Annotated in this window: 24 protein-coding genes and 2 tRNA genes; 10 read left to right on the plus strand and 16 right to left on the minus strand. The window is 35.7% G+C overall.

Annotated features, from left to right (window positions below):
• Positions 1-377: 377 nt before the first annotated feature.
• Genes AAGD59_RS06690 through rpmF form a run of 3 tightly spaced genes read right to left on the minus strand, consistent with a single transcriptional unit; the run spans position 378 to position 2,557 of the window.
• The gene (locus AAGD59_RS06690; protein WP_141456654.1) at positions 378-1,334 is read right to left on the minus strand and encodes a beta-ketoacyl-ACP synthase III; all 957 of its coding nucleotides are present in this window, start codon (positions 1,332-1,334) and stop codon (positions 378-380) included.
• Entirely contained in the window at positions 1,327-2,364 is a 1,038-nt protein-coding gene (gene plsX, locus AAGD59_RS06695; RefSeq protein WP_015589311.1) for a phosphate acyltransferase PlsX, read from the minus strand. The genes AAGD59_RS06690 and plsX overlap by 8 nt, the downstream gene beginning before the upstream one ends.
• A 10-nt stretch (positions 2,365-2,374) precedes the next feature.
• Positions 2,375-2,557 carry a 50S ribosomal protein L32 gene (gene rpmF / locus AAGD59_RS06700; RefSeq protein WP_041573607.1) on the minus strand — a complete coding sequence of 61 codons (183 nt, stop codon included), beginning with the start codon at positions 2,555-2,557 and terminating at the stop codon, positions 2,375-2,377.
• Positions 2,558-2,896: 339 nt separating this feature from the next.
• Here rpmF and AAGD59_RS06705 point away from each other — a divergent pair, with 339 nt between their 5' ends.
• From AAGD59_RS06705 to AAGD59_RS06725, 5 genes are all read left to right on the plus strand, one after another.
• Positions 2,897-3,679 carry an MlaE family ABC transporter permease gene (locus tag AAGD59_RS06705; RefSeq protein ID WP_015589313.1) on the plus strand — a complete coding sequence of 261 codons (783 nt, stop codon included), beginning with the start codon at positions 2,897-2,899 and terminating at the stop codon, positions 3,677-3,679.
• Entirely contained in the window at positions 3,672-4,373 is a 702-nt protein-coding gene (locus AAGD59_RS06710) for an ABC transporter ATP-binding protein (protein ID WP_006279859.1), read from the plus strand. The genes AAGD59_RS06705 and AAGD59_RS06710 overlap by 8 nt, the downstream gene beginning before the upstream one ends.
• Positions 4,374-4,693: 320 nt before the next feature.
• The gene (locus AAGD59_RS06715) at positions 4,694-5,191 is read left to right on the plus strand and encodes a hypothetical protein (protein ID WP_007548965.1); all 498 of its coding nucleotides are present in this window, start codon (positions 4,694-4,696) and stop codon (positions 5,189-5,191) included.
• A gap of 82 nt (positions 5,192-5,273) precedes the next feature.
• Positions 5,274-6,437 carry a 1-deoxy-D-xylulose-5-phosphate reductoisomerase gene (dxr, locus tag AAGD59_RS06720; protein ID WP_015589315.1) on the plus strand — a complete coding sequence of 388 codons (1,164 nt, stop codon included), beginning with the start codon at positions 5,274-5,276 and terminating at the stop codon, positions 6,435-6,437.
• A 290-nt stretch (positions 6,438-6,727) separates the two neighbouring features.
• Positions 6,728-7,639 (plus strand): Rpn family recombination-promoting nuclease/putative transposase, encoded by a 912-nt coding sequence (locus AAGD59_RS06725; protein WP_264378151.1) that lies wholly within the window; start codon positions 6,728-6,730, stop codon positions 7,637-7,639.
• Positions 7,640-7,673: 34 nt separating this feature from the next.
• On the opposite strand, the gene AAGD59_RS06730 is transcribed toward AAGD59_RS06725, so the two are convergent.
• Entirely contained in the window at positions 7,674-8,921 is a 1,248-nt protein-coding gene (locus AAGD59_RS06730) for an IscS subfamily cysteine desulfurase (protein ID WP_015589317.1), read from the minus strand.
• A 286-nt stretch (positions 8,922-9,207) separates the two neighbouring features.
• Positions 9,208-10,626 carry a metalloprotease TldD gene (gene tldD, locus AAGD59_RS06735; RefSeq protein ID WP_141456651.1) on the minus strand — a complete coding sequence of 473 codons (1,419 nt, stop codon included), beginning with the start codon at positions 10,624-10,626 and terminating at the stop codon, positions 9,208-9,210.
• A gap of 62 nt (positions 10,627-10,688) precedes the next feature.
• Here tldD and AAGD59_RS06740 point away from each other — a divergent pair.
• From AAGD59_RS06740 to AAGD59_RS06755, 4 genes are all read left to right on the plus strand, one after another.
• A tRNA-Leu gene (locus AAGD59_RS06740) sits at positions 10,689-10,773 on the plus strand.
• Positions 10,774-10,843: 70 nt separating this feature from the next.
• Positions 10,844-11,335, plus strand: a complete 492-nt coding sequence (locus tag AAGD59_RS06745; RefSeq protein ID WP_015589319.1) for a hypothetical protein — start codon at positions 10,844-10,846, stop codon at positions 11,333-11,335.
• 244 nt (positions 11,336-11,579) lie between these two features.
• Positions 11,580-12,287, plus strand: a complete 708-nt coding sequence (locus AAGD59_RS06750; protein ID WP_141456650.1) for a uroporphyrinogen-III synthase — start codon at positions 11,580-11,582, stop codon at positions 12,285-12,287.
• A complete protein-coding gene (locus AAGD59_RS06755) occupies positions 12,287-13,066 on the plus strand; it encodes an exodeoxyribonuclease III (protein ID WP_141456649.1) in 780 nt (259 codons plus the stop codon). Before AAGD59_RS06750 ends, AAGD59_RS06755 begins: the two co-directional genes overlap by 1 nt.
• Positions 13,067-13,102: 36 nt before the next feature.
• On the opposite strand, the gene AAGD59_RS06760 is transcribed toward AAGD59_RS06755, so the two are convergent.
• The 11 genes from AAGD59_RS06760 to AAGD59_RS06805 form a co-directional block, all read right to left on the minus strand.
• Positions 13,103-14,125: a hypothetical protein gene (locus AAGD59_RS06760; protein ID WP_015589322.1), complete on the minus strand. Its 1,023-nt coding sequence runs from the start codon at positions 14,123-14,125 to the stop codon at positions 13,103-13,105.
• 50 nt (positions 14,126-14,175) lie between these two features.
• Positions 14,176-16,752 (minus strand): DNA polymerase I, encoded by a 2,577-nt coding sequence (polA, locus tag AAGD59_RS06765; RefSeq protein WP_265027891.1) that lies wholly within the window; start codon positions 16,750-16,752, stop codon positions 14,176-14,178.
• Positions 16,753-16,966: 214 nt separating this feature from the next.
• The gene (locus AAGD59_RS06770) at positions 16,967-17,131 is read right to left on the minus strand and encodes an IS3 family transposase (RefSeq protein WP_081600759.1); all 165 of its coding nucleotides are present in this window, start codon (positions 17,129-17,131) and stop codon (positions 16,967-16,969) included.
• A gap of 238 nt (positions 17,132-17,369) precedes the next feature.
• Entirely contained in the window at positions 17,370-17,711 is a 342-nt protein-coding gene (locus tag AAGD59_RS07025) for an IS3 family transposase (protein ID WP_095866567.1), read from the minus strand.
• 21 nt (positions 17,712-17,732) lie between these two features.
• Positions 17,733-18,017, minus strand: coding sequence for a transposase (locus AAGD59_RS06775; protein WP_039964423.1), 285 nt, complete (start codon positions 18,015-18,017; stop codon positions 17,733-17,735).
• A 232-nt stretch (positions 18,018-18,249) separates the two neighbouring features.
• Positions 18,250-19,056, minus strand: a complete 807-nt coding sequence (locus AAGD59_RS06780; RefSeq protein ID WP_015589324.1) for an SDR family oxidoreductase — start codon at positions 19,054-19,056, stop codon at positions 18,250-18,252.
• 5 nt (positions 19,057-19,061) lie between these two features.
• The gene (locus AAGD59_RS06785; RefSeq protein WP_015589325.1) at positions 19,062-19,706 is read right to left on the minus strand and encodes an alpha/beta hydrolase; all 645 of its coding nucleotides are present in this window, start codon (positions 19,704-19,706) and stop codon (positions 19,062-19,064) included.
• Between the two features lie 397 nt (positions 19,707-20,103).
• Positions 20,104-20,469 carry a hypothetical protein gene (locus AAGD59_RS06790; protein ID WP_064125381.1) on the minus strand — a complete coding sequence of 122 codons (366 nt, stop codon included), beginning with the start codon at positions 20,467-20,469 and terminating at the stop codon, positions 20,104-20,106.
• 121 nt (positions 20,470-20,590) lie between these two features.
• Positions 20,591-22,258 carry an aminopeptidase P family protein gene (locus AAGD59_RS06795; protein ID WP_015589327.1) on the minus strand — a complete coding sequence of 556 codons (1,668 nt, stop codon included), beginning with the start codon at positions 22,256-22,258 and terminating at the stop codon, positions 20,591-20,593.
• 8 nt (positions 22,259-22,266) lie between these two features.
• Positions 22,267-24,189, minus strand: coding sequence for a tRNA uridine-5-carboxymethylaminomethyl(34) synthesis enzyme MnmG (mnmG, locus tag AAGD59_RS06800; protein ID WP_141456648.1), 1,923 nt, complete (start codon positions 24,187-24,189; stop codon positions 22,267-22,269).
• Positions 24,190-24,376: 187 nt separating this feature from the next.
• Positions 24,377-24,452, minus strand: a tRNA-His gene (locus tag AAGD59_RS06805).
• A gap of 150 nt (positions 24,453-24,602) precedes the next feature.
• Between AAGD59_RS06805 and murJ the strand changes: the two genes are divergently transcribed.
• Complete coding sequence (gene murJ, locus AAGD59_RS06810) at positions 24,603-26,090, plus strand: murein biosynthesis integral membrane protein MurJ (protein ID WP_015589329.1); 1,488 nt, start codon at positions 24,603-24,605, stop codon at positions 26,088-26,090.
• Positions 26,091-26,092: the final 2 nt, after the last annotated feature.

Below are 26,092 nucleotides of genomic sequence, written 5' to 3' on the forward strand. Positions count from 1 at the left end.
AAAACGCCAATATTTTAAAGCAGATAATAACCCCAGGGCTTCTTTTGCCTTTTTTTTTATTTGGTAAATTTCTTAATGTTTATGGCTAAACGACAACCGTCATCCCGCTGCTTGTTAGCGGGATCTCTTGTTAGCGGCTGAGATACCGCGAATGAATCGCGGTATGACGTAGATTGCTGTCATTCCAGTGCTCCTTTTTTTGTCATCCGAGTAGCTGACACTGGGATCCAGGAAACTTAACTTTACACCAGGTGAATGTACAATAAGAACTGGATTCCAGACTGGAATGACACCGAAGGGGCTACTGGGATGACAGGAGAAAGAGGCACTGGAATGACAAAGAGGGTACTTGGATGACAGGAGGTAATGCAGGAAGTCTAATAGTGCAGCAACACGGAACCCCAGGTCAGGCCTGCACCTATTGAAATCAGCAGTACCAGATTTCCTGATTTTATTTTTGATTCTTGTATTGCATAGTCTAAGGCCAGTGGAATTGATGCCGCTGAGGTGTTTGCATGCTTATCAACGGTATTAATCACTTTCTCTATAGGAAAATCTAATTTCTTTACTACTGCTTCAATAATACGAATGTTTGCTTGATGGGGAATTAACCAGTCAATATCAGTGATTTTCAAATTATTGCATTTCAGAGTTTCCTCTACTGAGGCTGTTAACTTATCCACTGCATGTTTAAACACTTCTCTTCCATTCATGCATATTTTTCCAGAATCACCAGTAGAGGATACCCCTCCGTTCGTACATAGTATGTCCACATTGCCGTCAGAGTATAAGTTTGTTGATATGATGCCGCTTCTACCCATTTCTGATTTCATCACCACTGCACCAGCACCATCACCAAAGAGTACACAAGTTGACCTATCTTCCCAATCAACAATCCTAGACATTATTTCAGCACCTATAACCAATGCATATTTAATTCTATTGTTAGATTTTATGAGCGAATCAGCAACTGTAACTGCATATATAAAACCAGAGCATGCTGCTTGTACATCAAAAGCAAATGCGTTTTTACATTTTAACTTACTTTGTACAATCGTTGCACAGCTAGGAAAAGTTTTATCAGGAGTTGTTGTAGCAACTATAATCAAGTCAATTTCATCTACTGAAATTTTAGCTTTTTCTATAGCACTTTTTGCTGCATTTACAGCTAGATCTGACGTTAGTTCTCCTTCATCTGCTATATGCCTTTGAACTATTCCTGTTCTCTGCCTTATCCATTCATCGCTCGTCTCAACTATCGATGCAATTTCGTTGTTACTCAACATTTTTCTTGGTAGGTAAGATCCAGTGCTTAATATGAAACTTTTATTCAATATGACTTACCCCGTTAATTATCTTTTGATTTAAATTTTCACTAATTGCATTTACTGCAAATTTTATGGCATGGGCAAAAGAAATAGCATCAGAATTTCCATGACTTTTAATGATGATACCATTCAGCCCTAAAAACATAGCTCCACTTCTAATTTTGGGATTAAAACGCGTTAAAGCTTTATTTAGTTTGGATTTTAACAATATACCAACAAGCATTTTCGCTATCCACGAATTGAATACTTCCTGCTTTATTAGATTGATAAAGGTACTAGCGGTTGCCTCAGCCGTTTTGAGCATTACATTGCCAACAAAACCATCAGCAACAATCACATCTATACTACCCTCTAAAAATTCACTTGCCTCTATATACCCTTTGAAATTAATGCCTGGAGCGTTTTTAAGCAACTCAAAAGCGCCGCGCACTGAGTCATTACCTTTAACTTCTTCTGTGCCGATATTTAGCAAAGCAACTTCAGGATTGTCAATTTTTAATGCTATTTTTGCAAATATACTACCCATTAACGCAAATTGAAATAATGAGTCGGCATTACAATCAACATTTGCACCAAGGTCAAGCAAAGCGAAGCTTTTTGTCTTAGTTGGACAGATAGAGGCAATAGCAGGACGATAAATGTTTGGTAATGTTCCTAAAATAAATCTGGAAATTGCCATCAATGCTCCGGTGTTGCCTGAAGACACCACTCCGAAAGCTTTACCTTTTTTTACTGCCTCAATGGCAGCTTTCATACTTGAGTCTTTACGATGCCTCAGTGCAAAAGATGGCTTATCATTTGCAAGAACATTGTCAGAACAATGAGTAAACTCAGAATTGTTACTTACTTTTTTGTATTTTGAAAGCAAAGGAGATACTTCTTCCTTATCTCCATAAATATGAAAAAAAACTTTAATGCCTGGGTCAACAAGGTTGTCTAAAAAAAAACCAGCACCATGAATTACGGAAAGAGGCGCAAAATCGCCCCCCATAGCGTCAAGTGCAATAACTATATTATTATTGACCGTAGGTAACATATCATAATAGTCACTCTGCCTGTTGCTTGATGAAAACCCGTTTTCCTTTGTAACTGCCATCAACTGCTACGTTATGAGGCAACATGAATTCCCCAGTTGTTGAACATACCACAATATTCTTAGGCTCAATAGCATGATGAGAACGATGCATATTACGCCTTGACTTTGACTTTTTTCTTTTTGGAACTGCCAAAACTTCCTCCATTCTACTACAAAATTCAATTCATTAGTAACATGTTTTTTACAGGAAGTAAACAGGGATAGTAAAATAAGTAAGGTTTGCTTATGTAATTGAGTTCTATAGCTAAAGTGGCTCTACAATTTGAAAAACCGTCATTCCGCTACTCGTTAGCGGAATCTATACCGCGAATGAATTGCGGTATGACGTAGGGAAACCTTTCTTGGGTTAAGCTTTAAATTAAAACATCAAGTATATTGAACTTAAAACATATCTCAGCTATACTTTGCGATAAAGTTAATAAAAATTTTAATAAAATCAGTAAGACTAACCTCTAGCTAAAATGAATACAAAGTGAGCTTTTTTGATATAAATAGTGTTAGAATAATTGGTAGGTACTTTATCAATTTTTTGTTAAGGCTTGGTAGTGCATTCATATTTTTTATTCAATCTCTATACCACTGCCTTGTGCCACCATATTATTTTAGCAACATAGCAAGACAAATTATAGAGATAGGCTTTTTCTCTCTGCCAATTGTTGGGCTCACTGGAGTTTTTATAGGAGCGGCAATAGTTTTACAAAGTAGCTTGAGTGACCCATTAATTAACCAAGAACAGATAATACCCAAACTTGTTACGATCACTATCATTAAAGAGTTAGGACCAGTTTTGATCAGCTTAATAATGGTAGGAAAGGTTGGATCATCAGTTGCAGCAGAAATTGGTACAATGCGCATCACCGAGCAAATAGATGCACTTACAACCTTGAACATCAACCCTTTTAAATATTTAATTGCACCAAGGATTTTAGCGTCAATCATAGTATTTCCCATACTTACAGTATGTGCAGATTTAATAGGAATATTTGGAGGATGTATCACTGCAGTCTTCGAATTTAACCACAATTTAAATATATACATTAAACACACAGCTCAGTTCTTTAATACGTATGATTTTATAACTGGGCTAATAAAAGCAACTGTATTTGGCGCCATAATTTCTGTCTCAAGCTGCTATTACGGTTACCATTGCAAAGAAGGTGCACGAGGAGTAGGTGTTGCTACAACATCAACTGTTGTTTTATCGTCCATACTGATCATTTTAGCAAACTACATGATTACTTTGATACATGCGTAACCCCATAATATCAATATTGAACTTAAGCTTATCTTTTGATGATAGGACAGTACTAAAAGATCTAAATTTTGATATATTAAAAGGGGAATCATTAGTCATACTTGGTGGCTCAGGAAGCGGCAAATCTGTATTAACAAAAACAATTATCGGCTTGCTTGCTCCAGACTCAGGGTCTGTTAAAATAAATAGTAAAAGCAAAAATAAATTTGGGGTTTTATTTCAAAATTCCGCTTTATTTGACTACGTTACAGTGTGGGAAAATATATCTTTTAATTATAAAAAGCGCTTTAATATCAGCAAAAAAGAGGCAAAACAGCTAGCAATCGAGAAGTTAAATGATGTTGGACTGGAGGAAAGCATAGCAGATATGTTTCCAATAGAGCTATCAGGTGGAATGAAAAAAAGAGTGGCACTTGCAAGGGCGATTGCACACAATCCAGAAATCATTATTTTGGATGAACCAACTTCAGGATTGGACCCAATTATGTCAGATATAGTAAACGAGATAATAATAAAATTATCTAGAGATCTTAACCCTACAATTATCACGATTACACATGATATTCATAGCGCATTTAAAATAGCTGATAAAATAGCAGTATTATATGAAGGGGAGATCATTTCCCATGGAACTGTTCAGGAAATACAAAATACTAATAACGAATATATAAAAAAATTCATTCATTATATATAGCTAAAGATATATACACTATTGCTAACAGTCATATTTTTAAGTTTTAACTTTGTAAAAGGTAGTGGACATTGGAATTCAGATTTTTTTCAAACTGGATCCTATAGCTAACACGTCATACCGCGATTCATTCGCGGTATCTCGGCATAGATTCCGCTAACTAGTAGCGGAATGACGAATTTGTCGTTTTTCAAATTGTCGTAAGTCAGTTTAGCTATATATAGGATGACAGAAATTGTTTGTATTAGCTATATTCAAAAGCTCTATTGATATTTTGCAATATTTGTGATAAAATAATAGCTTAAGGTTGAGAGTAAAAATTTATGAGTGAAGCTCAAGGTCCAAATATTGCAGAATGGCAAGCGCAGCAGCAACACCAAGAGGCTGCTGGTGAGAAAAGTGGTTTTGGTCTTGGTCATAGTGACTCTGTTTCAACAGTCGTGGATGGAATGAAATGGTTGTTCAACTTTCATGAAGGAGCAATTGCTGCTTATAGTAACGTGTTTGAAGGTTTGGTGAGTGGTAGTAGTCTAGTAACGCTGTTTGGAAAATCAGGTAATATGTTTGGCATAAAATTTCTTGAAGGCCTTGCAGAATATTTTTCAGGTGGAGGTGGGGAAGATATGCCATCAGAAGGAATGGATATGGCTCATGGTGATGATGGACATCACTCAGATGATTACCCTCATGCCAATAACGAAATAGCTCATAATGCTGATGGTTTGCAAGACATGCATGATGCAGGTGATCACCATGGTCAATCTTTTTCACCTGGTCCTTCACCATCTGTTGGCGATGACCACGGACATGAACTTGGTTAAACGCTTAAAAACTGCTGAATAGTATGCGAGAAGGCCTAATAAGAAAAGTTGCTGTTGTTATAATTAACATGAGTTTGTCTTAGTGAAAAAGGTTTCAGTTTTAGGGTCAACAGGAAGTGTTGGAAAAAAGACTGTAGATTTGCTCTCAAAGAGAAAAGAAGAATACCAAGTGGAAGCACTAAGTGCCCATTCGAACTTTGCTCTACTGGCACACCAAGCAAAACTGCTAAATGCAAAATATGTTGCTATCTCCGATGAAAGGCTTTACAAAGATTTAAAAGAAAATCTACTTGGTACAGATGTAAAAATAGCAATTGGTGCTACAAATATTGCTACCATACCTGTTGATCTCTCAGTTGTTGCAATAGTTGGCATTGCAGGCCTTGAGCCAGTTATGGAGGTTATAGAAAGCGGTACCAAAGTCATTGCATTGGCAAACAAAGAAAGCATTGTTTGCGGTGGAAAGTTATTACTTAAAAAAGCTAAAGAAAAAAACGTACAAATAATCTCTATTGACTCTGAGCACAACGCAATTTTTCAAATTTTGCAAAATGACGACAAATGCATAGAAAAGATCATACTTACTGCTTCTGGTGGACCATTCTTAAATTATAGTTCTGAGCAATTAAGAAATGTCATAGTAGATCAGGCGCTTAGTCACCCCACTTGGAATATGGGAAAGAAAATCTCGATTGATAGCGCAACAATGATGAATAAGGCACTAGAGATAATAGAAGCACATAACTTGTTTAACATCAGCCCGGATAAAATTGAAGCAATAGTGCATCCTGAGTCAATAGTACATGGAATTGTAACTTATAAGGATGGGTTCAACTTTGCTGTGCTTGCAGAGACTGACATGGCAATTCCCATTTCATATGCTTTGTCTTGGCCGGAAAGATCAGCTTTAAATCGTAAATTAGATTTAACAAAGCAAGGAAAATTGACCTTTCAAGAACCAGACCATAAGCGTTTTCCTGCGCTAAAGCTTAGCATGGCAGTGTTAAACTCTTCTGCTCCACAAACAAACAGTATTGTGCTCAATGCTGCAAATGAAATAGCTGTTAATGAATTTTTGAAGTCACGAATCGGCTTTTTAAAAATAGTAGAAGTAGTGGAATCAACAATGGAAAGTTTTGATAGTTATACTGATATTAATTCACTATCTGATATAATAAATATTGATTGTGAAAGTCGTATTATTGCTCACAAAATTGTTGAAAGTAAAGTTGTTGCGTATAGCTAGAGTAATGTAACCAGACTGCATTCTGTGATTTTTTTTTTAGCAAAGCACGATACACAATCGTCATTCCGCTACTAGTTAGCGGAATCTATGCCGAGATACCGCGGCGGTATGACGGTTCGCGGTGGTATGACGGTTAAGTAATTCGTCATCCCGCTGCTTGTTAGCGGGATCTAGAGATACCGCGGCGGTATGACGGTTCGCGGCGGCATAGCTATAGCTATCTTCAAAAATATGGTTGAATAATTGTTAATAATAGTGTATAATTATTAATATTTTTAAGCACTTTGGCTATGGCTTTATCTAAGTTTCTCGACCCTAAGCTGGATTTAACCTTTAAAAGAATCTTTGGCACTGAAAAAAATAAGAATATTCTCATACATTTTTTGAATGATATTTTAGGGTTTACCGAGATAAATACTATACAAGAAGTGGAATTCCTCAGTACTATAATGGATCCTGAAATTGCCTCTGATAAGCAAAGTATAGTTGATGTTCTTTGCAGGGATTCTAGTGGGACCAGGTATGTGATTGAAATGCAGCTTACTCGCGATAAAGGCTTCGAAAAACGAGCTCAACTGTATGCTGCTAAGGCTTACTCAAGACAATTAGATAAATCTGGCAACTACATTGATTTAAAGAAAGTCTTCTTTATTGCTATATCAAATTGTAACTTACTTCCTGAAGAAGTTGATTATATATCCAACCACACTATAAGAGATGAGAAAACCAATGAGCATGACTTAAAAGATTTTCAATTTATATTTATTGAACTACCTAAATTTCCTAAGAATAAGGAAGAACAGCTAGAAAGCATAGTGGATCGTTGGTTATTTTTCTTCAAATATGCAGATGAAACTACGGAAGAAGACTTAAGGAAAATAGCAGAAAAAGCACCAATAATAAAGTTAGCCTACGATGAATTAGACAGGTTTAGCTGGAATGAAAAAGATTTAGTAGCTTACGAAGAAAGAATAATGGATCTACGGAAAGAAGAAGCCATTCTTGAATACAGACTTGATCTTGCTACTGAAAAAGGCAAAAAAATTGGTAAAGAGGAAGGCAAAATTGAAGGCAAAATTGAAGGGAAAATCGAAGTCGCAAAAGCAATGCTGGCTAATAATGTTGATGTTAACACTATTGTCAAGTTTACTGGCCTTTCTATTAGTGAGATTGAAGAATTAAGTGTGAACGGTACAGAGTAATTTCAAAGTGCATTTGCAGTTGGAACGGATACATTTAATGAGAGTCCCATTTCACGGTGTTCAAATCTACTCCTTCTTGTACCATCTCCCAAAGTGGGCTCATTTCTCTCAGTCGGCCAACATTTTTAGCAACAAGATCTGCTGCATACAAAACTTCTTCTTTAGTTGTAAATCGGCCTAGGCCAAATCTAATTGATGAATGCTCAAGGTCATGGCCATTATTTAGCGACCGTACGACATAGGAAGGCTCAAGAGACGCAGACGTGCACGCAGAACCAGAACTTACTGCTAAATCCTTGATTGCCATGATGAGAGACTCACCCTCAACATAGGGAAAGCTCAAGTTTAGGTTGCCAGGAATTCTATTTTCATAATCACCATTTAAAACGATATCAGGAAACGCTTCTTTTATCTTGTTATACAAAATATCCCTTAATTCTTCCACTCTAGTTGTTTCTTTTTTCATTTCTTCTTTAGCAATACGTGCCGCTTCACCAAAACCAACTGCAAGAGGTGTTGGAACTGTTCCAGAACGCATGCCTCTTTCCTGTCCACCACCACTAATTAGTGGTATCAGCCTAACACGAGGATTCTTTCTACGGACATATAATGCACCTATTCCCATAGGCCCATAAATTTTGTGGCTAGAGAGACTCATAAGATCAATGCACATCTCATTAACATCAATTGGAACTTTTCCAAAGCTTTGAGCTGCATCTGTGTGGAAAAATATATTACGCTTCCTGCATATTTCACCAATCTCCTTTACAGGCTGAATTACTCCGATTTCATTATTTACCATCATCACTGAAACCAGGATTGTTTTATCAGTAATTGCTTCCTCAAGCTTTAATAAATCTATAATTCCGTTTTGCTTAACAGGCAAATATGTAACTTTAAAGCCTTCATTTTCCAGATGCCGACAAGAATCCAGAACACACTTATGCTCCGTGCAGACAGTTATTATATGATTTCCTTTATTTTTATAAAAGTGAGCAACGCCCTTGATTGCCGTATTATTTGACTCAGTTGCACCTGAGGTAAAGATAATTTCTTTGCTATCTGCGTTCACCAGATCAGCGATGTGTTTCCTTGCTTTTTCCACTGCTTCTTCAGCAGTCCAACCAAATGAATGGCTGCGAGAGTGTGCATTACTGAACTCACCAAAGTAAGGTATCATCACCTCTAAAACACGGGGATCTACTTTAGTAGTAGATTGATAATCAAGAAATATTGGTAATTTTATTTTAGCATCGTGTATTTTTTTACTTTCAACATTCATAAAGCTACCACGGAGACAAAATTTACAATTATTTTATAGCATTAAAACTTAATTTTTTCAAGATATAATCTTGCATCAAGTACAAAAGTGTCATCCAAGTAGCTGACACATAACTGTACGAACATTTATTTGCGAAAGCAGTGTGTTAAATGTTATAGCCAGTTTTGCCTCAAACACAAAGGCAGTGCCCAGACACTGGGATGACACCCTATTGGTGGCAATTGCTTCCAAATCATAATGTTTGTACAGCTGTGCGCCGTGCGCTGGAATCCGTTTTAGCCCTTATCTATATCTCAGTTCCACCAACAGTTATTGCGTCGACTTTGAGTGTCGGCTGACCAACTCCAACGGGCACATTTTGTCCATCTTTCGAGCATGTGCCAACACCAGGATCTAACTTTAAGTCATTACCAACCATAGATACTTTTTTCAACACTGTTTGACCGTCACCAATTAGTGTTGCTCCTTTTACTGGCTGTGTAATTTTGCCATTTTCTATTAGGTAAGCTTCCGAAGATGAAAAAACAAATTTTCCTGACGTTATATCAACCTGCCCACCACCGAAATTTACTGCATATAGACCTTTCTTTACGCTAGATATTATTTCCTTCGGTGTATACTTTCCGGGCAACATATAGGTGTTTGTCATGCGCGGCATAATAACTTCTTTATAACTTTCTCTTCTACCATTACCAGTTGGGCTTACACCCATGAGTTTAGCGTTCATATGATCCTGCATGTATCCTTTTAGGATCCCATCCTCTATCAATATATTATAACTGGGTGGAGTGCCTTCATCGTCTACGCTGATAGAGCCGCGCAAATTGGGCAGAGTTCCGTCATCAACTACTGTGATGTCACTAGCTGCTACTTGTTTACCCACAGAATTTGAAAATGCTGAGACTTTTTTGCGATTGAAGTCGCCCTCAAGTCCATGACCCACGGCTTCGTGTAACAATATTCCTGGCCAGCCTGGACCTAAAACGACTGTCATTTCTCCGGCTGGAGTTGGAATTGCTTCAAGATTTACCAGTGCTTGTTCTAACGCTTGGTTTGCAACTTCTTTCCACTTTTTCTCAGAAATAAACTTACTATAAGAGTCCCTTCCACCATGCCCTGCAGAACCTCTTTCGGTACGGCCATCTTTTTCTACAATGACTAGCACATTAAAACGTACCAGAGGCCTGATATCGCTTAATCTGTGATCACCCTTTATTATTTGTACAACTTGCCATTCTCCACTTAGAGTTATTTTTACTTGCTTCACGCAGTTATTTTTGGACCTTACATACTCATTAACCTCATTGAGTAGCTTAATCTTTGAATTCAGATCCATTTCATTTATAGGGTTAATCCTCGAATATAGGCTTTTTGTCTCTTCGTTTAAATTTATTGAATTTGTCTTGTTTAAAGACACTGAGCTTTTTACCATAGAAGCAGCATTACTAATTTCTTTTTCGCTGATCTCAGAAGAACAAACGAAAGATGTACTATCTTCACAAAAAGACCTTAAACCAAATCCCCTTCTAGTATTCAAGTCCATGTGTTTTAATATGTTATCCTCAAAAACCAGGGACTCCGACTGGCAAAATTCTAGAAACAGCTCACCACCATCGCTATTGCTCAAAGCGTTATTGACTATTTTATATACGTTATTAATATTAACATTGTTTTGAGCAAAAAATATTTGATCTAGATTTGGCATTACCTTTGAACTAAAAATTGTTTAAGTATATTATTTAACTTTAACATAGTAAACTATAAAAAGCCCGGGTGGCGGAATTGGTAGACGCGCTAGCTTCAGGTGCTAGTAACTTTTTAAGTTGTGGAAGTTCAAGTCTTCTCTCGGGCACTCTTAGCTTCCATATTGCTTATTGAATTAATTAATGTTATAATATAACATATTAGGTAATATTCATGCTATGTATAGTGAAAAAAATAAGTTAGCCTGCAGAAAGAAGGTACGAACTTACTCGAAACGCTTAGTTACTACACTATCTACTATCTCTTTCATTGGATACATAGCGGCATTGGTCTTGAATATTCCTGTCTTAAGTCTGTATTTTAGTATTGCCTGCACTATATTAAGTGTACTTTCATCTACCTTAAACATATGGTCATTAGCTGATCATTTTAGGCAGCGTGATCTTAATAAGCAGCTTGGTGTAGAAAACACTCCTGGACAAGAAAAACTAACGAAGATCTGTCTTGATATTACATCTAACGTTTTGTTTTTAATAGGAGGAATTACACCTATATTGCCCTTTGAATCTCCTATCATTCCTTTTGTTTCCACTGCCTTTTTTATTCTAGGCTGTGCCTTTATGGCAACTAATATCGTTCGGACTAGGATTAGCGAACCACAGGCAAAAAAACCTACTGATGACCACTCCCTAACTGCAAAAGCAGCTTAAGTATTAACTTATACAGGAATATTAGCTATATAATTCCACTGAAGAGAGCCATTCAAAAGAGTTCGATGTAATTAGCGTCAAAAAAGTGTAAGCAGAAATTGTGGGCTTATTGGGGTAGGAGCGCTTAGTACTCCTACTTCCACATCAATTACTTGAATAATTGCTCAAGCTATCAAAATAAAAGTTTTTATTCAGTAATTTGTGTATAAAGGGTACTATTTTACTAGTAGTGAAATAAATCAGAATGAAGTCTATTTTATTAACGAGGCCTTTATTGGACTCGTTCAATACAAGAAATATATTGAGAAAGTATGGATACAAAGTTTTTATAGAACCAGTATTCACAATAAAGTACTTAAATCCTGATATATCTGCGTACGAATTTGACGTTGTGATATCTACAAGTAAAAACAGTGTAAAGGCTCTTAGTCAAATATGCAAAGAGGATGACTTTCCGATTATTACAGTTGGTAATTCAACCATGCAGGCTGCAAAAAATTTGGGATTTTCTGATATAATCTCAGCAGACAGCAACGTTGATGGTCTGATATCATTCATAAAAGCTCATTATTCAAACGCAATAAAGTTCTTGTATATAAGGGGACAAGAAGTATCATGTGATCTAAAAAAGAGATTATCTGAAGAAGATTTTAACATAAGAGAAGTTGTACTCTATAAAACAATTATTAAAAGGAGTCTAACTAATAGGTGTAAAAATTTGCTGTTGGATGGTAAAATTGATAGTGTTGCTTTTTTTTCCTCACAGACAGCAAGGGTATTTTGTTCATTAGTTCTAAAAAGTGGGCTATCTCATGTGATGAGCAATATAACTGCATATACCATGAGTAAAAACATTGCTGATAGTTTAAAGTTAATCAAATGGAAAAAAATTATAACATCGAGGTTGCCTACTGGGGAGAGTTTAATTGATATAATTAATAAGGATTGTTGATGCTAAAGATTGCAACTTGGAACGTAAACTCTATACGCAAAAGAGTTAACCAACTTTGTAGTTTTATAGTTGATAGTCAGGTAGATATAATTTTGCTGCAAGAGATAAAATGTACAGAAGAGCAATTTCCTTACGCAGAGATAGAAAAGTTAGGATATGAATATGCTATCTATGGACAAGTTGCAAGAAATGGCGTTTGTGTCTTATCTAAATATCCGATACTGGAGAAGTTTAAAATTGACATTGTGGAAAGTCATCAAGAAGCACGTTATATAGAGTGTGTGATAAAACACACCAATCATAAGGTAAGGGTAGGAAGTGTATACGTTCCAAACGGTCAAAGCCCGGACTCTCAAGCATTTGAATATAAACTCAAGTTTTTTGATAATCTATATGAAAGGATGAGCACTTTGTTAAAGAATGAAGAGTTAACTATTATAGCTGGCGATTATAATGTTGCACCGGATGAAATTGATGTCTTTGATTCAAACTTATTGAATGGCCAAGTGTGCTTTCATATAAGAGAACGTGAGAAGTTAAGAGCGATCTTGAATCTTGGGTTTAAAGATGCGTTTAGAATATCTCACCCAAATTTGCAACAATTCACTTGGTGGCATTATCAAGGCAATTCACTCAGAAATAATCAAGGAATGCGAATAGATTATATGCTGTTATCACCACAAGCTGTAGATAAATTGGAAACATGCTACATAGATGATAGATTGCGTAAGCTAGAAAATCCGTCTGACCATACTCCTGTTGTATGTGCTATAGAATAATAGTAGACCTCTTACACAACTCACTTTTTGGCAAACTTAGGTAATCCCTGCTTGTTTGTTGCTTGTGTTTTCTTCCCTTCGTTTGTTTTCCTTTCTTGTCCAAGGTTGATCTTGCTGTTTGCTTTCTTCGTTTCCCCTGTTGTTTTCCTGGGAAATTTGCTCAGGAACAGGTTGTTGTTCACTCTTTTCTTTTCCTTGGGAAATTTGTTCAGAAACAGAGGTGCCTTTCTCAACTTCTGTAACTGGGGTTTTTAAAATATCATCAATGCCCTCGAGAATTTTTCCATTCAGTTTTGCTCTCTTTTCTGTATCATCTTTATCTTGTGAGCTAGGGTCATACAAAGTACCTTTTTTGTTATTTGAAAAAAGAACCTCCACTCCTCCTTTTATGGCAAATATTGTGCCGATAGCAGTAAGAACTACTCCGAGTGTAGTAGGACCAAAAATTAACATTGGAATAGTGGAAAGAAGGACAGGAAAAAAGATCTTGCTTAAGAACGTTGTTACCATCTCTTCATCACTGAGTGGTGGTTCATCCTCTTCTTTCTTGTCTTTACCTAAGAATGGTATTTTTTCTTTCATCCCATCCATAAAGGAGCCAGAAATATTTTTCGGGTCTATTTTGATCCCTCCAATTAGCAGCAGCAGCATTTCCAATACAAACTTTATGGATGAATCTTTAGCTTCTGTACCGCGTATATCAGCTACACAGTCATCTACTACTTCTTTTATTTTACCATTCTTGAGATTCTCCTCATTAGCTAATTTTTTCTCTCTAATTTTCTCAAATACGGAAAGTAAAAACTGAGAAAAATTCTCTTCACTGAGTGGTTTTATATCTTTTGGATTGACATTATTAAGTAGTATGTCCTTATAAGCTGATATAAAATAATCAGTTATTTCTTTGTTCTCCTTTAATTCGGCTTTACCTTCTAATACTTTTACAAAGTAATCATAGATTACCTGATGTTCCTCTTTTTCAAAAATTTTCTCATCTTTGTTAGTTACCTGATTTGAAGGTTCCAAATTCTTTGTTTGTGGAGTTAATATTTTTGTCATAACTGAGTTACTCACATTTACTATACTTCAATTGTAGCATATTTTTCATATTAATTCAAATAATCTATACTCTTAGAATCCGCCATGTTTAAGTCATAATTAAGAGCCCAGTTGTCGCCAACTTTTATTTCTACTTCAAGTGGTATAGAAATTTCTACTACACCTTCCATTATATTTTTCACAAGTTTTGCTGTTTCTTGCACCTTTTCGTCTTCTACTTCAACCAGTAGTTCATCGTGAACCTGGAGGATTATTTTACCTACTTTCAATTGATCAAAAAGCTGAATTGTCGCACGTTTTATTATATCAGCAGCGGTTCCTTGCAGTGGTGCGTTTATTGCTGCCCTTTCTGCAAATTGTCTTATATAAGGAATTGTATTGTTTATGTCTCTTACAAAGCATCTTCTGCCAAACAAAGTTTCTACATAACCATGCAATCTTGCGATAGACACTGCTTTTTCCATATAGGCCTTTATTTCTGGGTAACAGGAAAAATAGTAATTAATGTATTCAGCAGCTTCCGCAATGGTAATTCCAAGCCGCTTTGCAAGACCAAATGGGCTAATGCCATATATAATTCCAAAATTGATGGATTTTGCTTTGCGTCTTAATTGCTCATCTATTTCTTGCACTCCAAAAACTTGCCTAGCGGTGATCTCATGAATATCTTGTCCGTTTGCAAAAGCTTCTTTAAATGCTGCAACGTTTGCAACGTGTGCCAGGAGTCTCAATTCTATTTGTGAATAGTCAGCAGAAATTATCTTATGCCCTTTTGGCGCAATAAATGCTTGTCTGATAAGATTTCCCTCTTCGCTTCTGATAGGAATATTCTGTAAATTAGGATTGCTGGAGCTCAGCCTTCCAGTTGCAGTTGCAGTCGTTGAAAAGCTTGTGTGTATTCTACCATCAATGGAATCAACTTGCTTTATTAGCGCATCAGTGTAGGTGCCTTTTAATTTACTTAAATGTCGCCAATTTAAGATTTTACTTGCGATTTCTACCCCTTCTTCTTCGAGTGCCTCTAGAACTTCATAATTGGTGCTATACGATCCAGATTTTTTTGACTTTTTCTTTTTATTAAGCCCCATTTTATTAAATAAAACATCACTTAATTGTTTTGGCGACGCAATATTAAATCTTTCCCCTGCTAAGTTATATATCTCATCTTCAAGCACGGCAATTACCTGCTGAAATTTATCGGACAATTCCTGTAATTTTTGTATGTTCAGTAATATCCCATTTTTCTCCATATCAAATATTACTTTCATAAGTGGCTTATCGAAGCGCTCGTAAATTGTGAACAATTTTTCCTGAAACAACCTTTGCTTTAGCTTTTCGCGAATTGCTATTAAAGTTTTTGCCGAGAAAATTTCTACATCTCCACTCAAATTATGTGCAACTATGTTTGGAATACTGTGATCATGCTTTCCTGTATCCAAGCTATACGACATTATCATCAAATCATCAACTGAATCTAACATCTTCTCTATTGCAGGGAAGATTTTCCTGATCTCTTTAATGTTATGTATTATTTTAAGCACTCCATTTGAGAGTAAAGTTGAGTTAATTGTAATAAGTGCATCTCGTATGCTGTCTTGCTCTATATAAAAAATATTACTTTCGCTATAAGATAAGGAAATTTTATTTAATAAGTTGTCTTCAAAGTGGCAATGAATTGCAATTCTGCCTTCATATCTACAATGCTCCAAAAATTTCTCTAACTCTTCACTATTATATTCTATTTTCTCTTTTGTGCTAGACCCATTATAGGAAAAAAGCTTTTCCATTTTACCTATTAAAGAATTGAATTCATACTTCTTTAAAAAGGATAATAGTTTTTCCATATTTGGAGAATGGACTTCATATTTTGCAATATCATGTTGAAGGTCTACTTTTTCGCATAGTGATAAAAGTTCTCTTGAAATTAGAGCTTTTTCCTTATGTTCGGTGAGAATATTACGAATCCTCGTTTGCTCGATATTATCAATGTTCTCTATAATATTATTCAATGAATCAAATTCATCTAGTAATTTAGCTGCAGTCTTCGGACCTATTCCCGGAACGCCTGGAATGTTGTCAGATGCATCACCAGTTAGAGAAAATAAATCAAGAAGCTTGTGTGAGTTTACACCAAATTTTTCTATTACTTGTTTTTCATCTATATATATATTTTTAATGGGGTCGAATATTAAAATATTGTGGTTCAAGAGTTGAAATAAATCTTTATCTGATGAAACGACTACCACTTTAAAGTCTTGGTGGTTGGCATATTTTGCAGCTAGTGTTGCGATTATATCATCTGCTTCATAACCTTCAATCTCTTCATAGCTGAGGTTAAAAGCTTCTACCGCTTCTCTCAGTATGGTAAACTGTGGAGTTAGATCCTCAGGAGGCGTTACTCTGTTCGCTTTGTACTCAGGATATAAATCGTGCCTAAAATTCTTTTTTCCTGCATCAAGTGCTATAGTTAAATAGTCCGAATGGGCAATGTACTTAAGAACCATATTCAGAAAGCCATATACACCACCTATTGGCATTCCTGTTGTGGTAATTAAGTGAGGTAGTACATAGTAAGCTCTGAAAAGAAAACCATAGCCATCGATGATTGTGAAAGTTTTTTCTTTCATTGTAGATATTTATGCGTGCTTTTGATGGTCCACTATTTAGCTGAGAAAATCAAGTTTTTGTTTTTCTGCTTTTGAGCGTTGTAAGAGATTTTACCGAAAATAGCATTCATGATGGGGATGTACACATATGACCTTACCCAGAAAAAGTGGAGAGAAAGTTTGGAATGTTTTTTACAAAAAGAATGATGCATCAAATTGTTCTGGAATGCAATAGTTAATAGTGACGTTGTTTGTTATAAAAAATTTCTATGTATTCAAATATTGCAGTTCTAGTTTGTTGAGCAGAGTGTTGTGAAGTATCAATAAGTATTTCTCTTTTCAATGAGCTAAAGAAGCTTTCTGCAACAGAATTGTCGTAACAACAGCCTTTATGACTCATCTATGTTTTTTATGGATAAGAGATATTGATAACCTTGCAAAGTATATTGTGAACCTTGATCACTATGTAATAGTAGATTTTTGGCAGGTTTACGCTTGTTAACGTCCATTAATAAAGAGTCCATAACCAATTGTTTATTTATTGAACTGCTCATTAACTACCATGCGTGAATATAGATCGATTATTGTTGCCAAATATAGCCATCCTTCTTTGGTTTTTATATAAGTAATCCCATACTTTATTTGGTTGATCGACAATAAAGTTTTGGTCTAATATATTGGGAGCTACTGTCCGTTTGTTGTTTCTTAATTTTAAATTTTCTTCTCAATATAGCCTGAATACCATTTTTCTGCATAATACTTTGCACTGTTTTTAAGTTGCAACTTTTACCCAAAGCCTTTAATTCAGCATGAATTTTAGGAGCTCCATATCTACATTTAGAAGCTTGATATATTTTTTGAATATCTGCTAATAACTCTTTATTTGCTGATTCTCTACTGCTTATTTTCCTTGTAGTCCACTTATAGTAGCCACTAGCAGAAAACCCTACATAATTCCTGCACTTTATAGTGTTTACTATGCTCTTTTATGAAAAAATATTTTACTCTTTTTGACTGGCCAGGGCTTTTTTTAAAATGTCTCTTTCTCTTGTTACTTTTGCTAACTCTTTCTGTAAATCAAATCTCTCTTTGTCATAAGGTGCTACATCTGGAAATGCATTTGCCGCTGACTTTTTTTCGTTATATTTCTTCATCCATTTTCCTAATACACTATCCCTTATTCCTAGATCTCTTGCTACTTTTGCAACTGGTTGACCTACCTTTCTTTGTTCATTTGTCAGCTTAACAGCTTCCAATTTGAATTCTGCCGTATATTCTCTTGCCATTTCTAATCCTCCAAAATTTTATTTTACCCGAAAAAACTCCTTTCTTTCTCTCCACTTTTTCTGGGTAAGGTCACTATTTGTTAAGTAATTTACACTTCAGAGTTTATCTGCTTTAAAGTTTACTCTATTCTGTTTCAGCATTTGTCATAAATCCTTAATTATTTCTGACTTTTTAGTTCAGTTTTTAACCATTCTTTCCTTAACTTAATGGCAGTGACAATAAGCCTATCTATCATTCTGATGTGATTTCAGTTTTGTTTACGTGCAAACTCTCTAATCCCACCTTGTAGTTAGGATAAATTAGAGAGACATTAAGATCTTTTTTAATTTTAACATTACTTACTCTCTTTGATCCTAAATAAAAACTCTGTGCATAATCTGGTAACTCAATTGGTTCTGGAGGGCTAACATTGAGAAGTTTGGTTGCATATATTACCACTTCAGATTGTGTAGTGGGTAAATCGTCTGCACAATTGTATATTTCACCAGGTTTTATGTTTTGCATGGAAGAAAATAAAATATTTGATATATCTTCAACGTGAATACGAGAAAAAAAATGCCCTTCTTTTTTCACATTTCTTGCTTTGCCAAGCTGCAAGTCAATTAACACGTTCCTACTAGGGCCGTATATTCCAGCTAAACGAAAAATATGTACAGGCAATCTGCTATTCAGCCACTTCCTTTCAGATTTAAGGCGCTTTTCTCCTCTGATTTCTATAGGTTTTGTTTCAGATTCCTCATTCACCCAATTACCAGAGTGATCACCATAGACGCTAGTTGCAGACAAATAACCAAGCCATTTTACATTTTGCAGGCAATCACCGTATCTCTCCACAACATCATCGCCATCTGGAGGAATAGAAATTAAAACGTGCGTTGCGCTTTTAAGCAGATCTTGACTAACTTTCTCATAATTAAAGAGGATTACATCTTGTATATTTTTACTTCTTGATGTGCCACTAACTTTCCAACCTAAGTTCAGTAGTTTTTTCGATAAAAATTTAGCTACATATCCATAACCAAAGCAAAACAAGTGCATGAAAATTAATTTTTAAAATTCTTCTTGATAAATTCTACTCCTAATTTTATTCCCTCTTCATTAATAATATGCCCTAATGCATGAATTGGGTGTCCTTCAACATTTACTCCATTTTCTTTCAGAGCTTTAACCGCTAAGTCGAGGGACGAAAAAGGTACCACGTCGTCAGCATCACCATGGATAACACATATGTTAGGTTTTGACTTGATCTCTGGTGCAGTTTTTGAAGGTGAAAGAAATCTACCAGAGTATGCAACAACTGATGCACAGGATTGAGAGCGGGTGAGAGCTGTATGTATTGCAAGCATTGCTCCTTGAGAAAATCCAACTAAAGAAAGTTGCGTATCTTTTAAATTAAGCTCCTTTAATTTTGTATCAATGAAATGATTTACAATTGATGTAGCATTTTTTACTCCATTATATAGCGCTTCCTCACTACGATCTTCCAAGCTGAACCACTGATAACCATCACCTATTTCTCTTTCAAACGGAGCATTGGGTACTGCAAAATATGAACCCAGTAAAAACTTGCTCATAACTTTAGCAAGGTGAATGAAATTATCGCCACTTGAGCCCCAACCATGTAAAAAAATAATCAAATTTTTCTTATTTCCGCCTGCACAAATTTCTGGGCCTTTAAGTTCAATCATTTCTTTTCCTTTTGCGTTTATATTTTTATTTAACACTAATTTTCAAATTTGTAAAACCAATGTGCAATTACGTTCCCGATACTACAGATAAAGTAACTTAGGTTCATCGACGATTTGAAAAACCGTCATTCCGCTACTCGTTAGCGGCTGAGATACCGCGAATGAATCGCGGTATGACGTAGGGAAAACCTTAGCTATAAACCTCAGAAATAAGAAAACAAACTAGAAAAAATACCTCACTATAACTGCAGCCTTAAGCAACGTACCTTATTTATTTACGAAAACTGGTATAAATGCCATGCAAGTAGCTACACTACTTGCATGGCATCAATAATTGACCTCGACTTACCGTCCAACTAGAAAGTTGTATATAGAATGACAGAAATCCAGATGTTATTTATTTACTTTCGATCTTTTCTATCAATTTTTTAACTAAGCCTCTTAGCTTTTTACTGGATTCATCAAGCTCTTGAATCTGCGAGCTATGCTCTTTCATTAGTTCCTTATAGTTACCTCTTATGTAGTCAATCATTTCCTTCATCTGAGCAATCATCTTGTTAACATCCATACTGCCCAAATCAGGTATCATGCCAGGCATAGCCCCTTCTAACATACCGCCAGCCATAAGCTGCTGAGACATTTGCATAAATGGTTTTAAAGTCTGATTAAGCAATTCAGGATCCTTGGCTAATTTTTCTATTTGCTCTTTGCAAGTATCCATATACTGCTTCATAAATTCATCTTCTTGCCCTTTGTCTATCATAATTATAACCTACCTAAAAATACGTGTTCTTTATTATATATTATTTTAAAATTAAAAACAATACAAAATACCTGTCACAATTGCATTAATACTTTTTAAATAATAAAAAATGCTCCTTTGCTTATAAAGGGTCACATACCTTCTTTAACCATTCCTTATCTTTTACGCTATTTTCTAAGTTTTTATAGACAAATTGATGGTAGCCATTTATCCATTCAATTTCATCCTTAGTAAGCATTTGCACATTTATTAGTCTTCTATCATATGGAATAGAGGTCAGTTGTTTAAAGTTTAAGAAGCCATTCTCTTGCCTGTCAACATATATCAGATTTTCAATTCTTATTCCATACTCTCCCGGAATGTAATAGCCAGGTTCGTTGGAAAGTATCATCCCTGGCGTGAGTTTCACTTTATTACTTTTTGATATTGCTTGTGGTCCTTCGTGTACTGATAGGTAACTTCCTACTCCATGCCCTGTACCATGCATATAGTCCATTCCAAATTTCCATAAATGCGTACGTGCCAATATATCCAATTCTCCACCAGTAGTGCCGGGGGGAAAGATGACACTTGCTATAGCAATGTGAGCTTTCAACACTATTGTATAGTGGATTATTTGCTCATTGGTCGGATTACCAACTACTACAGTTCTTGTCACATCAGTTGTGCCACTAAGGTATTGGCCACCAGAGTCAATCAAATATAGTCCATTTTTCTGAATTACCTTATTCGTCTTACTGCTTGCACGATAGTGAATTATTGCACCATTTTCATTAAATGCGGAAATTGTTGGAAAGCTCAATTGTTTAAACAAATTCTGCTCTTTTCTGTATTCTAAAATCTTTTCTTCAGCTTCAAGTTCTGTACCAACATTATTTTCAAGCCAAGATAGAAAATTTGTAACTGCCACTCCATCTCTGATATGCGCATTTATAGCCCCAGCTATTTCAGTTTGGTTTTTTGCTGCTTTATAAATTAGACAAGGATCTTCTCTCTCAGCTACCTGTTTATCTTTTATTACAGCCATGATACTCATTGGAGTTGTGCTTGGATCCATGACTATTGAATTTAGCTTGTGCAGCGAATTTTCTAGCTCACTAATATCAAAAATATTTATATGATTGCCTAAATTTGCTTCTATAGTTGAATGTTCTTTATCTTGAATAAACAAATTAACATTACCGCTTTTATACAATATAGCACGGCCCAATATACATGGAGTATATTTAGCATTTTCATTTCTTAAATTTAATAACCATGAAATTGAATTTGGATCAGTTAAAAGCACTGCTTCAGCTTCTTTATCTATGCTTTTGGCAACTTTTTCACATTTGTCCTTACTACTTTCACCAGCATGTTCAATAGAATGTAAAACCACTGCTTGTTTTCGATAGTCACTTTTTTTTCCAGCTAAACAGGGTATTAATTTACAGATATTCTCATACTTTCTTATATCTTCTATGGTAAAATATTGCAAATAATAACCTAGTGAGGCAGTCGATGTTAAGTTTGCTTTTATCCATTCGCGTGGATCCTCTTCTTGTATATTATATACTTGAAAATTGCCCTGATCGAGCTGATTGTGAGCTTGTGTGATATAGCGTCCATCCGTAAAAAATGGGCACTTGTTGTTTTTTGTAACAATGAGCAGCCCATTTGTTCCTGTGAAGCCACACAGCTTTGTTAGCTCCTCTGAATACTCATTTAAATATTCATCTTTGGTGTGCAACATAAACGCCTCAGCATTTATTGCACGCATAAAAGAACGAAATTCTTCGATTTTTGACATAGAACACCTCACACAAAATTAGCAGCCACTTTCGTTTTCCTGTTTCTCAAATACACTAATATGCTCACTATCGCTGCAGGAGTGATGCCTTGTATTTGCTTTGCAATGCCAATCGTCGCTGGTTTTATCGTCTGCAACTTTTCTATTACTTCACTTGACAGGCCTTTAACTTGTGAATAGTTAAAATCAATTGGAATTTGAGTGTTAATTTCCTCTCGTAAAAACTTCATATCCGCTTCTTGTCTTATTAGATAAGGTTTGTATTTTGCTTCAATTTCAACCGCTTCGCATATTTCATTCTTAGTTATGCTACCCATTGCGGTGCCATCCCAGCGCGTGATGCTGCTTAACTCCGGCCATATTTCTTGTAATTTATTCCAGTCGATGTTTGGATAGCTAAGTAAATCTAGTGCCGTTTTTCTTATCCCATCATAAGATATTTTGATACCATAAGACCTAAGCTGCTCAGGAGTAATCGTCAGACTCCCTAACTTCTCTTCAAGCTGCTTAATGGATTCAAGTTTATTCTGTAAAACAGAGTATCTCTCATGCGAAACAAGGGAAATATCATAACCTTTTTGTGTTAATCTTCTATCTGCATTGTCTGACCTGATAGCTAGCCTATATTCTGCACGTGAGGTAAATAATCTATAAGGTTCGATCACCCCTTTGGTGACTAGATCATCTATCATTACGCCGATATATGAGTCTGTGCGATGAAGAACAAAGCTTTCTTTTTTTTCAGATGCAGAGAGTGCTGCATTAATTCCGGCAATAATTCCTTGCCCTGCTGCTTCTTCATATCCAGTAGTGCCATTAATTTGGCCAGCAAAATATAGGCCTTTAATTTTCTTAGTTTCAAGAGTATGGCTTAGTTCTCGTGGATCAATATAGTCATACTCAACTGCATATCCAGGTCTTAGTATTTCTGCATTTTCAAGTCCCTTGATACTCTTTATCATTTCACACTGCACTTCAATAGGCAATGAATTTGAAATTCCGTTCGGGTATATAGTATCATCATTCAGGCCTTCTGGCTCTAGAAATATTTGATGACTACTTTTTTCTGCAAATTTTTTAACTTTAACTTCAATTGATGGGCAGTATCTTGGTGCAACAACGTCATCTAAATATGAAGAAGCTGACCTGTGGAGATTTTCTCTGATTATTTTATGCGTGTTTTCATTAGTATGGGTAATAAAGCATGATACCTGAGGTTGGTTAATTTTTTCTGTTAAGTAAGAAAACGGCACAGGTGGGTTATCACCCACTTGTTCTTGCAATATTGACCAGTTTATAGTGCCACGATCGAGCCTTGGTGGAGTTCCGGTACGCAGTCTACCTAATTTGAAATTATATTTCTTCAACGTATTTGCAAGTTCTACGGCAGACTTATCTCCCATTCTCCCTGAAGGAGTTGCTTGCTCTCCTATATGAATCACACCTTGCAGGAAAGTCCCTGTAGTTAAAACGACTTTGCTTGTCAGTATATGCTCCCCTGAGCTTGTTATTACAGCTTTAATGCACAATTCTCCATTGTTATTACTCTCTATAAGAAAATCGTCAACCGACTCTTCTTTTACCGTCAAATTATTATAATTTAGAATAATTTCCTGTATTGCTTGCTTGTATAATTTTCGGTCTGCCTGTACACGCGGGCCCCATACTGCTGCACCTCTGCTGCTATTTAAAATGACTGAGTGTATACTTGCTTGATCGATTGCTCTTCCCATTATTCCATCAAGAGCGTCAACTTCCCTGACTACAACACCCTTTGCAACTCCTCCGATTGCTGGATTGCAGGACATTTCCCCTATAGTTGAAATTTTATGAGTTATAAGCAGCGTGTTTGCACCAAGGCGAGCTGCAGCAGCAGCAGCTTCGCACCCTGCATGACCACCACCTACTACTACTACATCATATTTATGCATGCCTTCTTGAGTAATTCTTACTCTACTAATATTCTAACTATTAGCGGTTAATGTCAAATTTTACAGTAATTAACTATTTCAATCATCAGTGGCCAATGTATAGCTAACTCACGTCATACCGTCACGGTATCTCTAGATCCCGCTAACAAGCAGCGGGATGACGGTTTTTCAAATTATCGGGTTTTAGTGGGGCGAGCGACCAGGATCGAACTGGCGACATTCAGTACCACAAACTGACGCTCTACCAACTGAGCTACGCCCGCCAAGATATAAAATTTCTAACATAAGAGCGCAAATAGTCAATTGATTATTTAACTCTCTTTTTGCAGAGGGTTTTAAGTTTAGCCAATAAATATTTTCATTGATACTTTTACCATTATAGTTAATCGTATTGACACTAATGAAGTAGTGGTATGTTTAAAAGTATTTTCACATTTAGTTTTTTTACGGCTATTTCAAGGATCTCAGGGTTAATAAGGGATGTATTAATTGCTACGGTTATTGGTGCGAACTCTCTTGCAGACATATTTTTTTCTTCGTTTCGCTTTGCCAATCTATTTCGAGCATTTTTTGCAGAAGGAGCGTTCACTACCTCATTCATACCGTTATATTCGACAGAATCATATGATAATAAAAAGGCATTTAATTTTGCAAGTAGTGTAATATCCATTACGTTTATTATCTTAGTAATTTTTTGCCTTATTATGCAAACTTTCTCCCCTTATATGATTCAAATTTTTGCTCCTGGATTTGACCAAAGTAAGTTTACCCTTACTGTTACTTTATCAAGAATTATGATGCCCTACATAATCTTTGTTTCAATTGCATCACTTATTGGTGGAATGCTGCAAGTAAAGCAGCATTTTGCTTCAACAGCTATTGCACCAATTGTTTTGAATCTCTGTTTAATCATCAGTTTATTTGTGCCTTACGTAAAAACTCCAGCGCACAACCTTTCTATAGCTGTGCTGATAGGAGGAGTTTTTCAATTGTTGCTGATGCTATTTAGTGCATACAAGTTAAAGGCAGCTTTTTCTTTTAGCCTTGAATTAAGCAATGAAGTAAGGTTGTTTTTTAAGCGTGTGGTACCTGCAATTATCAACAATTGTGTAACTCAAATAAGCTTATGGATTGATACAATCATGGCGAGTTTTATACCAAATGCGGTGTCCTATATATATTATGCCGATAGACTAAATCAACTACCGCAGGGAATAATCGGTACTGCAATTGGTACAGTGCTTCTTCCTTTAATTTCAAAACAGGTGGATAATACTGAAAATATAGTCAAAATACAGAACAAGGCTCTCAACATAGGATTAATGTTAATTATGCCAACAACTGCTGCCTTTATCATTATTCCCGACATAATTTTACTTACGCTTTTTTCTTACGGCCGGTTTGATCATTATGCAGTGCAGCAAACTGTTCCCACTTTAATAGCATTTTCTCTTTCTTTACCTGCATTTATTATAAATAAAGTATTGCTACCTACATTTTTTGCTAAAGGCAATCTGAAAATACCAACCATATTTTCGCTAATGTGTCTTGGAATTAATGTAGTGCTAAACCTTTTGTTAATGAACGAGTATCAGCATACGGGGATTGCTATTGCTACTTCCGTTTCCACTTGGATAAACTCTATTCTATTAATTAGTTATTTAACAATAAATAAAATGTATAAGGTTAGCCAAGCGTTATTGTTAAATGTCATGAAAATTTTTGTAGCAACGGCAGTCATGTCAATAGCCCTTTATATTTTTAATTCTTTGTTGGCAGGATTATTTTTTGATAAAATGTTGGCTCGTATTGTTTATTTAACGACTTTAATAGCTTTGAGTGTTATTGTTTATTTTGGTATTCTCTATTTAATATTTAAGGGAAACTTTAAGCATGTGTAAAT

The sequence above is a fragment of the Wolbachia endosymbiont (group A) of Cephus spinipes genome (assembly GCF_964026895.1).
Lineage (GTDB): Bacteria > Pseudomonadota > Alphaproteobacteria > Rickettsiales > Anaplasmataceae > Wolbachia > Wolbachia pipientis.